The organism is Gordonia sp. LMA484 (genome assembly GCF_058129505.1).
Map to the genome: position 1 here is coordinate 4,040,444 of NZ_CM176700.1, position 15,143 is coordinate 4,055,586.

A 15,143-nucleotide genomic window follows, 5' to 3' on the forward strand; every position below is an offset into this window, starting at 1 on the left:
CGCGACGGCGACGAAGAACATCGAACATGTGTTCGCGAGAATGGGTATCCTGGTCGTCATGAGTACGGGCATCCAGGGGTCGCTGTTCGACCAGCCGGCCGACTCGGCGATCGAGCTGCGCGACCTCGACGCCACCATCCGACGGCCGCTGACCGACGGGCGTGGGTCGACGTCCGCCCGGGGTGGATCGCCGGCTCCGACCAGCTGTTCGACCGGCTGCACACGGGCGCGGCATGGCGGGCGGAGCGGCGCCGGATGTACGACCGCGTCGTCGACGTCCCTCGGCTCGTGGCGACCTACCACACGGCGGACGAGTTTCCCGATCCACTGCTCGTCGCTGCGCGGGACAGCCTCAGCCGCCGCTACCGCACCGAGCTGCCGGAAGGATTCGCGACCGCCGGCCTGTGCCTGTATCGCGACGGCTCCGACAGCGTCGCCTGGCACGGTGATCGGATCGGCCGCGGGTCGAATGAGGACACGATGGTCGCGATCGTCTCGCTGGGGTCACCGCGCCCGTTGATGCTGCGGCCGCGTGGCGGTGGCGCGGCGCTGCGATTCGTCGTCGGGCCCGGCGACCTCCTCGTGATGGGCGGCAGCTGCCAACGAACCTGGGAGCACGCGGTGCCGAAGGTCGCCGGAGTCGGCCCGCGGATCAGCATCCAGTTCCGCCCGCCCGGAGTGTGGTGACGGCGGCCCCCCACCGGGACGGCACCCGACCGAGGCAAACTCACCCGGCATGGTTGAATCGGGGGCGTTGCCCACGTCCCCGGCGCCGAAGTGAGAGTCATGTTCCGTAAGTCCGTTGCCGCCGCCCTGATGGCCACCGCAGCAGTCGCCGCCGTCGGCGCCGGTGTCGCCTCACCCGCCGCCGCAGGACCGCTCGACAGCCTCTTCGGAAGTAGCGGGAGTGCCGATTCCGGCAGCTCCGGTTCGGGGAGTTCAGACCTGCTCAACGCCGGCAGTTCAGCACTGGGCTCGTCGGACAACAAGCCGAAGCACTACGGCAAACTGGGCCGCGACGATGCGCCCAACGGCGTCAAGTCGATCAACGTCTGGGTGTACGCGCCCAAGGCGACCGCGATCAGCCCTGGGGTCTATCCCAAGAACTCGCAGATCGGCGTGCGTTACAACTCAACCATCGACGCCGGACCCGTCGTCGACGGAAACGAATGCAAGATGGACATCCGGCTGTCCGGGCCGAAGATCCCGAAGAAGGCCCAGCTGACCAAGACCGAGGACTGCACCTCGGTGAAGTCGTTCATGCTGCGGACCCCGGGCTCCTACTCGATCAGCGTCACCGACACGATCTCGGGAGCGTCGAACTCCATCACGTTCGACGTCCAGTAGCCGAACCGGCCCGGTAGCCGATCAGAACGTGTAGGTGGTGTCGGTCAACTTCTCCGACACCGTCCACAACCCTTCACGAACCGCTTTGTCGTCGGCCCGCTTGTGGTAGCTCGAGATCCCCGGCGATCCATGGGCACCGAACATCTCCGTCGGGCCGTAGAAGACCCCGTTCGCCGCATCGGGTGAGGTGGCCGCGTACAGCGTCGGGAGAGCGCCGTCGGCGGCCGACTGCGCGAACACCTTGTTCGCGAACTTCATGAAGACGTCTTCGAAAGACTCCGAGCGTCCCTGCAGTTCGGTCGCGGCGTAGCCCGGATGGACGATCATCGAGGACACCGTCGAGCCCGCGGCCGCGAGCCGCTCGGCCAGTTCCTTACCGAACATCAGATTGGCCATCTTGGCATCGCCGTACGCGCGCCAGCGGCGGTACTTCCGCTTCTCCCAGTTCAGGTCGCCGAGGTCGATCCGGCCGATCTGATGCATCGACGACGACACCGTGACGATCCGCTCGGCGATCTTCGGCAGCAGCAGCGCGGTGAGCGCGAAATGGCCGAGATGATTTGTGCCGATCTGCATCTCGAATCCCTGCGCGGTGCGCCGCAACGGGATCGCCATGACACCGGCGTTGTTGATCAGCACGTCGGCGCGGTCGAAATTGCCCGCGAACGCCCGGACCGATTCGAGGTCGGCCAGATCCAATTGCGCGACAGTCGCTTCGGACCGATCTCGGTCGCGACCGGCTGCGCCTTGGCCACGTTGCGGCACGCGAGGACAACCGACGCGCCCGCCTTCCCCAACGCCTTCGCGGTCTCTGCCCCCAGACCGCTGTTGGCCCCGGTGATCACGATTCGCCGTCCGGTCTGATCCGGGATGTCCGACGTCGTCCAGTTGCTCATCTGCGCTCTCCCCTGTTCGTTTCACCCGCGGCCGACAGACGTGTCTTCGAGTGATCGCTCCCGACAGCGACGCTATGGCCTGCCACTACTGGAGTCAACGACACGTCACGATTGGCCTGTCATACGCCTCGCCGGACGCAGCAGACCGGCGACCATAGCGCCCATCGAGATCCCTGGCACGCGTCGAGCGACCATCGAGCGCGGCGCAAAGACCTCGGTCGGCGTGTGGCGACCCCGAAGCAGTCGCGTCCCCACCGGCACCCATTCGGCCGCCTCGGTTTCCACGGTCGCCGCGAGCGCCGCGCCACTGGCCATCACCACCGTGCCCGACTGCTTGGCCAGATCGGACAGCCGTGCGCTCTCGTTCACCGCGTCGCCGATCACCGTGTACTCGTAGCGCGTTTCCGCACCGATGTTGCCGGCGAAGACGGTGCCGAACGAGATGCCCATCCCCCAACCGATGTCGAGTTCCGCCGACAGACGCGACGACAACTCCCGTGCGGCTGCGAGCACCGATGTGGCGGGATTGTCGAGTTCCACGGGCGCGCCGAAGATCGCGAGCGCGGAATCCCCTTCGAACTTGTTGACGAAGCCACGGTGGTCGTCGACCACCTCGGCGACGATGGTGAAGAAGTCGTTGAGCAGGTCCGCTGTGGCCTGCGGGTCCTGTCGGGCGGCGATTCCGGTGGAGTCGATGATGTCGACGAAGAGGACCCCGACCGTCGCGTTGACGCCCCGCATGCCGGTGCCGTGTTCGAGTGCCTGTGCGGCAACGGTGTCGCCGACGTGGCGAGCGAACAGTTCGCGCATCCGCTCGCGCTCCTGCAGTCCGGCCACCATCGTGTTGAACCCGTGTTGGAGTACTCCCAACTCCGACGAGTCGTACACCGGCACCCGGGCGGCGTAGTCCGACTGGTCCACCCGGTCCACCGCATCGTGCAGATCGCCGAGAGGATCGGCGATGGACCGGCCGACGAGGGTGATCACCCGGATGCCCGCAACCAGCGCGACGATGCCGAGGATGACGATCGTCCAATCGACCCGGCCGGTGACCGGCGGGATCATGTCCAGCCATCGCCCGACGTTGAGCATGAGCAGACCGATCATCGGGACAGCCGAGCTCACCAGCCAGACCGCGATCATCCTGGTCCGGACACCGTGGACGACGTGTCGCGCCGGGAAATCGCGGAAGGCGACGACCGCCAGCGGGCGGGCGGCCCGCTCGGCGAACAGGTAGGTGATGCACGAACTCGACATCGCCGCGAGCAGAAAGGCCACGGCGACACCGGCCGTTCGCGTCGACCGCGGATCGTCGGCGACCAAGGCGTAGGAACCCACCGCGGTCGCCCAGGCGGTGATGGTCGCGATGACCTGATTACGGGGAATGTGCTGGATGGCGGCGCGGCGTTCGTGGTCGGCGGGCACGCCGCTGACGAACCACTCCAGTTGCGGCTTGATGAGCAGGACACCGAACACGACGTTGGTGATGGTGCCGACGATGATGCCGGTCAGCACGGCCGGGAAATTGGGGGCGCCGACGGTTTCGTCGAAGGTGAGTTGGCTGCCGCTGTAGGCGAGTTGTACCAGTAGAAACGTCTCGATGCCGATGGCGCAGTTCGTCCCGACCAGGGCGATCGCGGCGGCCGCCGTCGCCCGCCGCGACATCTTCGACCGTTGGGTCCGGGGCAGCTCGCCGAGTTCGCGGACGTCCGTCGACCGGTGCGGGCCCCAGACGAATCGGGGCAGGGCTTCACCGTGGATGTGCGGCCACGCCCGGTGAAATGCGGCGCCACCGAGCGGTCGCGACATGCCGGCCACCTCCTACCCCGATAGGTACCTCACGTTACCCATCGCGCATGGGTGAGAGGTACCGGCGGCGGGCGGCCACGACAAAAGCCGACTCCACGGTCGAGGGGATTGACCGTGGAGTCGGCTCTGATGACCGGCCGCAGGCGACCGGAGTCGGTGGGGTCAGGCAGGCTGACCGGCTTCGATCTCGAGGGTGATGGTGACCTTGTCGCCGACGACGACGCCGCCGCCCTCGAGGGGCATCTCGATGTCGATGCCGAAGTCCTTGCGGTTCAGCACGGTCTTGGCCTCGAAACCGGCGACCGGGCCGTGGCCCATGCCCGGGTTCACACCGTTGAATTCCAGCTCGAGCTCGACCGACTTGGTGACACCCTTCAGGGTGAAGTCACCGGTCAACACGTAGTCGTCGCCCTTGGGTGCAACGCCGGTGGACACGAAGGTCGCCGTCGGGAACTTCTCGGCGTCGAAGAAGTCGGCGGACTTGATGTGCCCGTCGCGCTGCGCGTTGCCGGTGGTGATCGAGGTGACATCGATCTCGGCCTGCACCGACGGGGTTCCGTCCTCGGCGACGGTGATGGTGCCGGAGAAGGTCTCGAAGTTGCCACGCACCTTGCTGACCATGAGGTGCTTCACGGAGAAGGCAACCGCGGAGTGGGCCGGGTCGATGGTCCAGGTGCCGGTGGCGATGGGGGCGGATACGGCTGTGGTCATGGTGATTCCTCCAGGTGAACGTGTTTGTTCGTAGGTACTGGTCCGTGGGCCCTCGCGACCCAACACCACTTTAAACGGACCATGGTCCGATTCCATTCCCGGGAGGGGAAACTTTTTTCCGGCGCGCTCAGCGGGTGGTCGAGATGCCTCCGTCGACGGGGATCACGGCGCCGGTGAGGTAGCTGCCCGCTCGGCTGGACAGGAACACGACGGCGCCGACCACGTCGTCGGCCCGCCCGATCCGTCCGAGCGGAGAAGTCGCCTCGATCTCCTCGCGAAGGTCGGCGAGGATGGGAGCCATCATCCGGGACTCGAACGGCCCCGGCGCGATGGCGTTCACGGTGACATGTCTCGGCCCGAGGTCGCGTGCGAGATGCCTCGTGACCTGGTGGACGGCCGCCTTGCTCGCCGAGTACGAGTACGAGTCCGTCCGCGGGACCCGGATCCCGTCGATACTGCCGATCATGATCACGCGGGACGGATCGTCGTCGGTGGCCCCTCGGGTCAGCGACGGCAGCAGCGCCTGGGTCAGTGCGAAAGGCGCCTTCACGTTGAGGTCGAGCGTCCGGTCCCAGGCCGAATCGGGGAATTCCTCCAGCGGCGCACCCCAGGTGGCCCCGGCGTTGTTGACCAGGATGTCGAGCCGATCGACCTCGCCGGCGACCTGCGCCGCCAGTTCCCGGCAGGCGTCCGGCGTCGAGAGGTTCGCCTGGAACGCGGTGAGGCCGGCCGCACGGGCCTCCGCCAGCGCTGCCTCCTTGCGGCCGGCGATCAGCACCCGCGCCCCGCGCTCATGCAGTCCGTGCGCGATCATGGCGCCGATTCCGCTGGTGCCGCCCGTGACGAGCGCGGTCTTGCCTTTCACATCGAACAGGTCGGTCGTCATCGTCGTCGATACTCCGGTCGTCGTTTCTCCAGGAACGCGGCGGTTGCCTCGCTCCGATCGTCGGTCATGGCGGTGATCATCTGCTGACGGTTCTCGAACTCCACCGTCGCGGCGAAGGAGTTCGACTCGACCGCGGCCCACATACCGACCTTGGTCAGCTCCACCGAGAGCGGAGGATTCGCGAGGATCGACTCTGCCGTGGCGATTGCGGTGTCCAGCAGCTCCGGCGGTTCGACGACGTCGACGAGAAGCCCGTAGCGCTGCGCCTCCGCTGCGGTGAACCGGCGTCCGGTCAGCATCAACTCGTGCGCGCGGCCGGTCCCGACCAGTCGCGGCAGCAGCCACGACACGCCGATGTCGCAGGCGGAGAAGCCCGCCCGGATGAAACCGACCGCGTACACGCTGCTGGTGGACCCGATCCGGATGTCGCTGGCGCACACCAGCGCCAGACCACCGCCCGCGGCAGCGCCGTTGACCGCGGCGATCACCGGCTGGCGCAGCCCGTGAATCCGTTGGGCCAGGCCGGCGATGTCCTGCTGCCGCGAGAACGCCGACACCATCACGCCACGCCCCTCGACGGATTCGTCGTCACCATAGCCACGAAGATCCAGACCGGCGCAGAAGGCCCGTCCGGCGCCGGTCAGGATCACCACACGGCACTCGTCGTCGGCGTCGATCGCGTCCAGCACCTCGGTGAGGTCGCGCACCAGATCGACGGTGAGCGTGTTCATCGCGTCTCGCCGATCCAGGGTCACGATCGCGATCTCGCCGCGCCGCTCGACGGTGACGGTGCCCATCACTGCCTTTCCTTCGCGAAGCGTCCGATGCTCAGAGTCATGACCTTGTTGGTACCACCGCTGTGATGTCGCGTCCGAGTGGGGTGGGTCACGCCTGGTGTCACTAGCGCCAGGCGAACACCGGTTGCTCGAACCCGTCCACACGGGTGTGCCGATCGCGCAGGACGACCTCGGCGAATTGGTAGATGACCGCGGCTGTGGGCGCATGGACGAGCGCTCCGACGATCGGGAGCTGGATCACCGGACGGTCGGATTCCGGGATCGTGAGGAACCGCGGTTCCACCATCAGCTCATCGAAGGTCACAAAGAACAGTTGCGCGACCTCATCGGGGTTGGGATCGGGGACATGGGTCTCGTCGGCCCAGCAGACGACGGGTGTCATCACGAAACCGGATCGGGTCGCGTAGTCGTCGAGCGTGCCGATGACACTGTCGGCGGGCAGGTCGATGCCGATCTCCTCGTGGAGTTCGCGAAGCGCGGCGGTCTGCTGGTCCTCCCCGGGATCGAGCCGACCACCGGGCAGCGCGTACTGCGCCGCGTGTCGACGCATCGTCGCCGGGCGCTTGGTCAGCCAGATCCCCTGACGTCCGTCCCGTTCGGCGATCGTGATCGCGACTGCCGCCAACCGGGCGTCGGGGACGTCGGCGGCCCGCCGTCGGAAACCGGAGATGCGGGCGCTCACGGTGGCGCGGTCGAGAGTGTTCACACTCTCAGTTGATCATGCGAATCCGGCCCCGCGATGTGCCCGGTACCGCAGCAACCTCGGCCGAACGTCGCCGCTCGGCTCGGTTTGGGATGCGATCCTGCTCAATTCGCTTTTGTCCGTATAGATTTCACACATAAGCGACATCCCTGGCGGGCCTGCGCATCCTCGGACGTGGCGGCGCATACTGGTCGCCGTGACCGCAGCCCAGGCCCCGCTGACACTCGGCACCGCGTTCACCGCGTGGCGTGTCGACGCGCCGACGGTGACGATCATCCTCGTCGTGGCGGTGGCGTACGGACTCGCCTGGCGACGCTCGTCGGTGCCCGCTCGGCGAGCAGTCCTCTTCGGCGCCCTCGGGTGCGGAGTCTGGTTGGTGAGCGCGTGCAGCTTCATCGGTGTCTACAGCGACACCTTGTTCTGGGTGCGGGCTCTGCAGTTCGTGCTGGTCTTGATGGTCACACCGTTTGGTCTCGCACTCGGCATGCCGCTGACAGTCGCCCGCGACGCGCTCGGGCCGCGGGGCCGGGCCCGGGTCGATGCCGCGCTGCGGTCACGTGCCGCGCGGGTCGGCCTGTCACCGGCGACCACGTCGGCCGCTCTCCTCATGACGCCGTGGCTCATCTACCTGACCGGTTGGTACCCGGCGCTGTTGGACAACGGTGTCGTCGATGTCGGGACACGGATTCTCCTGGTCGTCGTCGGCGTCGTCTACTTCTACGCGCGTCTGCAACTCGACCCGGTGCCGCGGCGACAACCCCAGGGTCTGTCCCTGTTGATCACGCTCGGCGAATCGATCGGCGACGGCGTGCTCGGCGTGATCCTGTGGCAGGGTTCGCTGATCGCCGCGAGCCACTACGCCGCACTGGATCGCACCTGGGGTCCGTCGCTGCGCACCGACCAGACGATCGGCGCGGGCGTGTTCTGGATCCTCGGCGACGCCGTCGGGCTGCCGTTCCTGATGACCTTGTTCGCACGGTTCCGGTCCGATGAACATGAGCATGAGGCGCAGATCGACGCGGAGCTCGATGTGCCCTCGGTCGACCGGCCGGTCGTCGACGATCATGAGCCTGCACCCACCCTGTGGTGGCACGACGACCCGAACCTGCGGGACCGGTTCCGCTGACCGCGACGGCCGCTCACGCGCGAACGAGAATCCTCAGACTCCGAGTCGCTCACGCGCCGGGCCGCGCGCGGCCACCTGCTCACCGAGGTGGTAGGTCATCACGGCGAGCGCGAAGAGTCCGACGGCGAGGTTGAACAATGCGCCGAAGCCTTCGAGCGCGAAGTCGACGAGCGCGTTGGTCAGGGTGAACACCAGCGCCGCCAACCGGAGCGAGCGCATCGGCCAGAGGCTCGCGGTGCGTCGCCGCGCGATCATCGCCGGCAGCGACAGCGCGAGCGTCACGATGCCGCTGATGAACAGAATCCAGCTGGCCGGGGTGCTGCGGCTGATCTCGAAGTACACGTCGACGTCATCGCCCAGGTCGCGATTGTTGAAGTACCAGGCGAGCCCGCCGACGATGAGGGTCAACGCCGAGCTCGCCACCAGCAGCCAGCCGACCACCGTGACCCAGCGGGGGCTGCGGAAGAAGCCCGGGATCAACGCGGTCGCGTGATCGCGCAGCCGCATGAGGCGGTCCGGACTGTCCCGGCCGGCATCGAGCAGTCCCCGGATGTGGGCGATCAGCTCAGGGTCGGCATCCTGTTCGGCGGCCGACTGAAGAAACTCGAGCGCTTGTCGTCGGCGACGCGCCGGTAGGCCGTGCGAGATCCCATCGGCGGCGATGGTGGCCGCATTCGCCATCGCCTCGGCCACTGTCGGCCGCTTGACGTCCCGGACGATCCGGCTGATCACCAGGACAAGCACCACGAGGACGTACATGATCTCGGCCGATGGACCGTAGAAGTAGTCGTTGTCCTTGGTGACGAACTTCCCCACCTCGTCGAGGAACAACCCGAACCCGATGCCGCCCATGATGATCGCCGTGATCCGGGTGGCCGCACCGAGGAACAGCCAGCCGATGATCAGGGCGAGCATCATGAGCGCACCGCCCCACAGCGCGTGCGCGATATGCAGGGTGCCGCCACCGACCTGGGGGTAGCCGGTCACCTCCAGATACAGGCGCGTGACGAGAATGGTGCCGATGGCGAAGATCAGGAACCACTCGACGGCCGAGGTCCCGTAGATACTCCGGATCACCACCGCGCTGGCCGGTGGGCGTCGCGATTCGGTCATTCTCGCAGTATGGTCAGACTTCCTCGCCGCCCCACCGGATTCGGTCGATCCGGCCGTATCACCGGATGTTCTGGACCTCCGGCACGGTGATCTCGCGGCGCAGGATCTTGCCGGTGGCGCCCTTGGGCAGCTCGGCGAGGATCCAGATGTGACGCGGGTACTTGTAGGCGGCGACGCGCTCCTTGACGAACTCCACGAGCTCGGCGGGGTCGGCGAAGGCGCCGGGCTTCAGTGCGACCGCGGCGCCGATCTCCTCCCCGAGGGACTCGTGGGCGATACCGACGACGGCGGCCTCGGCGACCGCGGGATGCTCGTAGAGCACCTCCTCGATCTCGCGTGGGTAGACGTTGTATCCGCCACGGATGATCAGGTCCTTCTTGCGGTCGACGATGAAGAAGTAGCCGTCGGAGTCCACCTTCCCGATGTCTCCGGAGGAGAACCACCCCTGCTCGTCGATCGCTGCCGCGGTGGCGTCCGGAAGGTTCCAGTAGCCCTTCATGATGTTGTGTCCGGCGATCTGGATCTCGCCGGGCTCACCGGTGGCGACCTCCTTGCCGGCGGCGTCGACGACGCGCATGCGCACGCCCTCGATCGGGGTACCGATCGAACCGGGCTTGCGCTCACGGTTGGGGTGGTTGAACGAGGCGACCGGTGAGGTCTCCGACAGGCCGTAACCCTCGAGGATCATGCATCCGAAGGTCTTCTCGAAGTCGCTCAGCACCCGCACCGGCAGCGAGGCACCACCGGACGCGCAGGTGCGCAGGGTCGCGGTCGCCGACGTCGGGAACTCCTGCGCCACACCCAACATTGCCGCATACATCGTCGGGACACCCAGGAACACGGTGACCTTGTCGCGCTCGATCACCTCGACCGCTGTGCGCGGATCGAAACGCGGGATCAGCGTGAGTGTCGCACCGACCAGCACCGAGGTGTTCATCCCGCAGGTGAGTCCGAACACGTGGAACAGCGGCAGGCATCCCATGACGACGTCGCCGAACTCGATGCCCAGCAGGGTCCGCGCGGTCACCTCACCGTTGCGGGCGAGGCCGCCGTGGGTGAGTTCGGCGCCCTTGGGCTTGCCGGTGGTGCCGGACGTGTGCAAGATGACCGCCGTGTCGTCGTCGGTCCGCTCGACGGGGCCGGGCTGCGCCGGCAGGTCGGCGATCAGCTCCGCCAGTCCGGCGTCGTCGACCAGCCACAACCGGCTCCCCGCTGTCTCGGCTGCCGGGCGCGCCTCGTCGGCGAACAGGGGTGTGGCGAACAAGGCGGAGGCCCCGGTGTTGGTCAGGTAGAACTCGATCTCGCGGGCCTTCAGCAATGGATTCATCGGTACCGCGATCGCGCCACGACGCAAGATCCCGTAGAACGCCAATGCGAACGCCGGTGTGTTGCCCAGCATGATCCCGACCCGATCGCCAGGGCCGATCCCTTCCCGCTCGAGCAGCGTCGCCACGCGGGCTGCGGCGGCGTCGAACTCGGTGTAGGTCAACGCGAACTCGCCGCACTTCAGCGCGACGGTGTCACCGTGATCGCGTGCCGTGGCAACGAGATTCATGGAAAGGTTGGTCATCTGCTCAGTCTCCCGGGCCTCGATTTCGTGGATGATTCAAGTGTTGCGTCAATCACGTTCGGTGTCGATGGTCGCGGTGACAACACAGTCCGGCAGACACTTGTGCCTGTGCACAGCGAGGGTGCGGAACGGACGCAGGCTCGCTCCCCCGGTCCGGTGCCGAGGCTCGCACACCGGTAGAGAAAGCCCAGCCACCCGATCCTCGAGAGAACCCGAAACGCCGCGCGCACCACCCGACCCGAGGAGGCCCGAAACGCCGCGCCCAACCCCCGACCCCGAGAAGGCCCGAAACGCCGCGCCCAACCCCCGACCCCGAGAAGGCCCGAAACGCTGCGCCCAACCCCGACCCGAGAAGGCCCGAAACGCTGCGCCCACCACCCGATCCCTGAGGAGCCTCCGAGCCTGCGAGGATGCGTCACGAAGGGCCGCCCTTCGTGACGCTCGCACGCTCGCTCCTCAGGGACCGAAACGGCCACGCTCGCACGCTCGCTCCTCAGGACCGGGTGGACAAGCTCGCTCCTCAGGGACCGAAACGGGCACGCCCGCAAGCCCGCCCAACCCCCGCTCCCTGAGGAGGCCCGAAGCGCTAGCGAAGGGCCGTCACGAAGGGCCGCCCTTCGTGACGCTCGCAAGCCCGCTCCTCAGGGACCGGAAGGGCACGCTCGCACGCTCGCTCCTCAGGGACCGGAAGGGCACGCTCGCAAGCTCGCTCCTCAGGGACCGGAAGGGCACGCTCGCACGCTCGCTCCTCAGGGACCGGGTGGACAAGCCCGCTCCTCAGGGACCGAAACGGGCACGCCCGCAAGCCCGCCCAACCCCCGCTCCCTGAGGAGGCCCGAAGCGCTAGCGAAGGGCCGTCACGAAGGGCCGCCCTTCGTGACGCTCGCACGCTCGCTCCTCAGGGACCGGGAGGACACGCTCGCAAGCTCGCTCCTCAGGGACCGGAAGGGCACGCTCGCACGCTCGCTCCTCAGGGACCGGGAGGACACGCTCGCACGCTCGCTCCTCAGGGACCCGGGAGGGCACGCTCGCTCCTCAGGGGCCCGGAGGGCACGCTCGCTCCTCGGGGACCGAATGGGACGCTTGGTCAGGTCCTTGAATGACCGAGCAATCGGATCGCCCGCAGCGCCACGTAGAGTTCGGCGGCATCGATCGGTTTGTCGACGGAGCGGCCGGTCAGATCACCGATCTTGCGAAGCCGGTAGAGCACCGTGTTGCGGTGATAATGCAGCCGATCCGCGGTGGCGGCGGTCGACCCGTCGCATTCGAACCAGGCTTCCAGCGTTGCCAACATCTCGTCGCGTTCGCCGTCGGGCAACTCCAGCAAGGCTCCCAGGGTGCGGCTCGCAACCTCGCGGGCGGCATCCGGGACACGGACGAGTAGCAGTGCGAGCGAAAGGTTTTCGTATCGGATCAGGGTGGCGACGTCGGCGGGCGCACACCGTCGCGAAAGACGTGCCTCGTCGACGGCACCGGCGATGTCGGCGGGGACCGCGAACGCCCGGCTGACCCCGACGCGGCGCTCGAACACCGAGCCCACCTCGCCGACCGCGATGTCGACGTCGGCGTCGGACCGGCCGCAGATCAGTCCGAGGTAACGGTCGGGCTGGGTGTCCCAGACCGAGGTGATGCCCTTGTTCTGCAGCCGGGTGGCGGTGTCGCCGGCGATGGCCGGACGAGGCTCCGCGCCCTCCGCGCAGACCACCGCGAAGCATGCGCGTTCGGGCAGACCCAGAGCGCGCATCGCATCGATGATCGCGGTGGGGTTGTCGGAGTGGTCGTCGAACACCGTCCGCACGAGCAGTGCTCGCGCCTCGGCGTCGGCATGAGTGCGCAGGATCTCGGCCTCGCGATAGCCATCGACCGCGGCATCGGAGTAGGTGTCGATCGCCTCCCAGAGATGCGCGGGAATGTCGAGCAATTCCTCCGGCGACACCTCCTGCGCCCGGCGCAGCATCTGTTCCCAGATCAGTTGCCCACCAAGCCGGTAAGCACGAAGGACGGCTGCGAGAGGGATTGCCTGCTCGGCTTTGAGACGCCCGGTCGCGCGGGCGACGTCGACGCGCACCCGCCCCTGCCCGGCGAGGACCGTGAGGATCGAACTGAGGTTCTCGGTGCAGGCGCTGCGGAGTTGCTCGAGGGTGAGAAGTTGCGCATCGAGGTACGTTTGCTCGGCGGCCTCGAGCCGCTCCACCAGGGTGTCGGTCAGCTCCGACAGGTCGTCGAGCACGTCGGCGGCGAGTGCAGCTGCGCGCGAGCTGCCCGTTGATACGGCCACAGCCCACATCGTAACGATGAAGGGTGAGCCACGCCATATCCGGCCTGTGCCGTGGCACAAAGTCACAGCGTCGGCGCTTTTGCGGCCGCCCATGGTGAGGACACGGCTGCTCGCCGAGAATTCAGGTACCGGCGAAACCGCCACCCCCATCCTCACGGCAGGAGTTGAAGCACGCGATGAGCGTCGACACACAGCACAACACCGAGAACAAAGCCCTGGTCGAGAGCGCTCTCGCCGATCTGTCCGCAGGTGAGAAGGTCTGGGCCGAGTTGTCGGTTACCGAACGAGCGGACCTTCTCGACCGGGTGCGGGCACTGACCGGAGTTCATGCGGCCGACTGGGTCGCCGCCGCATCCTCGATCAAGCGGCTCGGGCCACATTCGGCGCTCGCCGGCGAGGAGTGGATTTCGGGTCCGTACGCGTTCGCGACGGGGCTCGGTGCGGCCGCACAATCACTCCGTGACCTCGCCGCCGGTCGCAGTCCCGTCGCCGAGGCCACGTTCGGCACCGCATCCGGTCGCACCACCGTGCAGGTGCTGCCGACCTCGGTCTACGACTCGTTGTTGCTCAGCGGCTTCCGCGTGGACGTCTGGCTGCGGCCGGGGATCGACACCGCACAGGCCAAGGCGACCGCAGGCCTCGCCCAACTCGATCCCACCACCACAGGCGGTATCGGTGTGGTGCTCGGCGCGGGCAACATCACCTCGATCGCCCCGCTGGATGTGATCTACGAGATGCTCGCACACAATCGGGTCGTCGCCCTCAAGCTCAATCCGCTCACCGACCCCCTGCTCCCCGTCCTCGAGCGGGTGCTCGAACCCTTGATCTCGCTCGGCGCGATCCGCATCCTCACCGGCGGTGCCGACGTCGGCGAATATCTGGTGCACCACAACGCGGTCGCGCATGTGCACATGACCGGCAGCGCCGCCACCCACGACCTGATCGTGTGGGGAACCGGGGAGGAAGCACAGCGCCGTAGAGAGTCCGGAGCTCCCCGACTCACCAAGCCGATCACGAGTGAACTCGGCGGCGTGTCACCCACTATCGTGGTGCCCGGAAGGTGGAGTGCCGCAGATCTGAAGTTCCAGGCCGAACACATCGCGACGCAGCGTCTGCACAACGGTGGGTACAACTGTGTCGCCGCCCAGGCCGTGATCATCTCTGCCGACTGGGACCAGAAGCAGGAGTTCCTCACCGCGCTGCGCAAGGCCTTCCACAACGCGCCCGCACGGGTCGCCTACTACCCGGGCAGCGACGGCCGCGTCGCAGCCGCGCACACCGCCTACCCCGACGCGGAGCGGTGCGGGACCGCCGGCGAGCGGCTGCTGGTCACCGGCCTGTCGCCCGACGCCGACGAGGACCTCCTGTCCACCGAATACTTCGGCCCCGTCCTCGGCGTCCTCGAACTGCCCGGTTCCGGAACCGACTTCCTCACCACTGCAACCGATGTGGTGAACAACCAGTTCATCGGCACGCTCGGGATCAACGTGATCGCGCACCCACGGTCCATCGCCGATCTCGGCACCGACTTCGAGGCGATGATCGCCGACCTCCGCTACGGGACCATCGCCGTGAACTCGTGGACCGCGGTCGGCTTCCTCACCGCCGCCGCCACCTGGGGTGCCTTCGGAGGACACACACTCGATGACATCCAGTCGGGAACCGGAGTGGTGCACAACGCGTTTCTGCTCGCGGACACCGAACGCACCGTGGTTCGCGGACCCTTCCGGCCCGCACCGCGCTCGATCCTGCACGGCGAATGGTCGCTGTCTCCCAAGCCCCCGTGGTTCGTGACCAACCGGACGTCGGCCACCACCGGCCGCCTGCTCGCGGAATTCGCCGCGGAGCCGAGCCCCCGACAACTGCCCGCCATCTTCGCCTCCGCGCTGCGCGGCTGACCACATCCG

The 15,143-nt window shown here is 67.5% G+C and carries 11 protein-coding genes and 2 pseudogenes; 4 read left to right on the forward strand and 9 right to left on the reverse strand.

Annotation, left to right across the window (positions count from 1 at the left end; genetic code table 11):
• The first annotated feature begins 58 nt into the window (after positions 1-58).
• Positions 59-687 (forward strand): annotated as a pseudogene (locus AC4AMJ_RS17850) (alpha-ketoglutarate-dependent dioxygenase AlkB).
• Between the two features lie 99 nt (positions 688-786).
• Positions 787-1,347, forward strand: a complete 561-nt coding sequence (locus AC4AMJ_RS17855; RefSeq protein ID WP_489913669.1) for a hypothetical protein — start codon at positions 787-789, stop codon at positions 1,345-1,347.
• A gap of 21 nt (positions 1,348-1,368) precedes the next feature.
• Here the strand turns inward: AC4AMJ_RS17855 and AC4AMJ_RS17860 are convergent.
• The 6 genes and pseudogenes from AC4AMJ_RS17860 to AC4AMJ_RS17885 form a co-directional block, all read right to left on the reverse strand.
• A pseudogene (locus AC4AMJ_RS17860) lies at positions 1,369-2,243 on the reverse strand (oxidoreductase).
• Positions 2,244-2,348: 105 nt separating this feature from the next.
• Positions 2,349-4,052: an adenylate/guanylate cyclase domain-containing protein gene (locus tag AC4AMJ_RS17865; protein ID WP_489899691.1), complete on the reverse strand. Its 1,704-nt coding sequence runs from the start codon at positions 4,050-4,052 to the stop codon at positions 2,349-2,351.
• Between the two features lie 162 nt (positions 4,053-4,214).
• Positions 4,215-4,763, reverse strand: a complete 549-nt coding sequence (locus tag AC4AMJ_RS17870; protein ID WP_489899690.1) for a YceI family protein — start codon at positions 4,761-4,763, stop codon at positions 4,215-4,217.
• A 127-nt stretch (positions 4,764-4,890) separates the two neighbouring features.
• Positions 4,891-5,649, reverse strand: a complete 759-nt coding sequence (locus AC4AMJ_RS17875; RefSeq protein WP_489899689.1) for an SDR family oxidoreductase — start codon at positions 5,647-5,649, stop codon at positions 4,891-4,893.
• Positions 5,646-6,446 (reverse strand): enoyl-CoA hydratase/isomerase family protein, encoded by an 801-nt coding sequence (locus tag AC4AMJ_RS17880; protein ID WP_489913671.1) that lies wholly within the window; start codon positions 6,444-6,446, stop codon positions 5,646-5,648. The genes AC4AMJ_RS17875 and AC4AMJ_RS17880 overlap by 4 nt, the downstream gene beginning before the upstream one ends.
• Positions 6,447-6,549: 103 nt before the next feature.
• Positions 6,550-7,152, reverse strand: coding sequence for an NUDIX hydrolase (locus tag AC4AMJ_RS17885; RefSeq protein ID WP_489899687.1), 603 nt, complete (start codon positions 7,150-7,152; stop codon positions 6,550-6,552).
• Between the two features lie 193 nt (positions 7,153-7,345).
• Between AC4AMJ_RS17885 and AC4AMJ_RS17890 the strand changes: the two genes are divergently transcribed.
• Positions 7,346-8,275 carry a cytochrome c oxidase assembly protein gene (locus tag AC4AMJ_RS17890; protein ID WP_489899686.1) on the forward strand — a complete coding sequence of 310 codons (930 nt, stop codon included), beginning with the start codon at positions 7,346-7,348 and terminating at the stop codon, positions 8,273-8,275.
• A gap of 33 nt (positions 8,276-8,308) precedes the next feature.
• On the opposite strand, the gene AC4AMJ_RS17895 is transcribed toward AC4AMJ_RS17890, so the two are convergent.
• From AC4AMJ_RS17895 to AC4AMJ_RS17905, 3 genes are all read right to left on the reverse strand, one after another.
• Complete coding sequence (locus tag AC4AMJ_RS17895) at positions 8,309-9,355, reverse strand: hypothetical protein (RefSeq protein WP_489918461.1); 1,047 nt, start codon at positions 9,353-9,355, stop codon at positions 8,309-8,311.
• 91 nt (positions 9,356-9,446) lie between these two features.
• Complete coding sequence (locus tag AC4AMJ_RS17900; RefSeq protein ID WP_489913673.1) at positions 9,447-10,958, reverse strand: long-chain-fatty-acid--CoA ligase; 1,512 nt, start codon at positions 10,956-10,958, stop codon at positions 9,447-9,449.
• A gap of 1,087 nt (positions 10,959-12,045) precedes the next feature.
• A complete protein-coding gene (locus AC4AMJ_RS17905; RefSeq protein ID WP_489913675.1) occupies positions 12,046-13,236 on the reverse strand; it encodes a PucR family transcriptional regulator in 1,191 nt (396 codons plus the stop codon).
• A 176-nt stretch (positions 13,237-13,412) separates the two neighbouring features.
• On the opposite strand from AC4AMJ_RS17905, the gene AC4AMJ_RS17910 reads away from it, so the two are divergent.
• A complete protein-coding gene (locus AC4AMJ_RS17910; RefSeq protein ID WP_489913677.1) occupies positions 13,413-15,134 on the forward strand; it encodes an aldehyde dehydrogenase family protein in 1,722 nt (573 codons plus the stop codon).
• The last annotated feature ends 9 nt before the right edge of the window (positions 15,135-15,143 follow it).

Coding starts and splice junctions, on each gene's coding strand:
- AC4AMJ_RS17910 (WP_489913677.1), top strand. CDS start 13,413: ATGAGCGTCGACACACAGCACAACACCGAGAACAAAGCCCTGGTCGAG.
- AC4AMJ_RS17880 (WP_489913671.1), bottom strand. CDS start 6,446: ATGGGCACCGTCACCGTCGAGCGGCGCGGCGAGATCGCGATCGTGACC.
- AC4AMJ_RS17870 (WP_489899690.1), bottom strand. CDS start 4,763: ATGACCACAGCCGTATCCGCCCCCATCGCCACCGGCACCTGGACCATC.
- AC4AMJ_RS17855 (WP_489913669.1), top strand. CDS start 787: ATGTTCCGTAAGTCCGTTGCCGCCGCCCTGATGGCCACCGCAGCAGTC.
- AC4AMJ_RS17900 (WP_489913673.1), bottom strand. CDS start 10,958: ATGACCAACCTTTCCATGAATCTCGTTGCCACGGCACGCGATCACGGT.
- AC4AMJ_RS17865 (WP_489899691.1), bottom strand. CDS start 4,052: ATGTCGCGACCGCTCGGTGGCGCCGCATTTCACCGGGCGTGGCCGCAC.
- AC4AMJ_RS17875 (WP_489899689.1), bottom strand. CDS start 5,649: ATGACGACCGACCTGTTCGATGTGAAAGGCAAGACCGCGCTCGTCACG.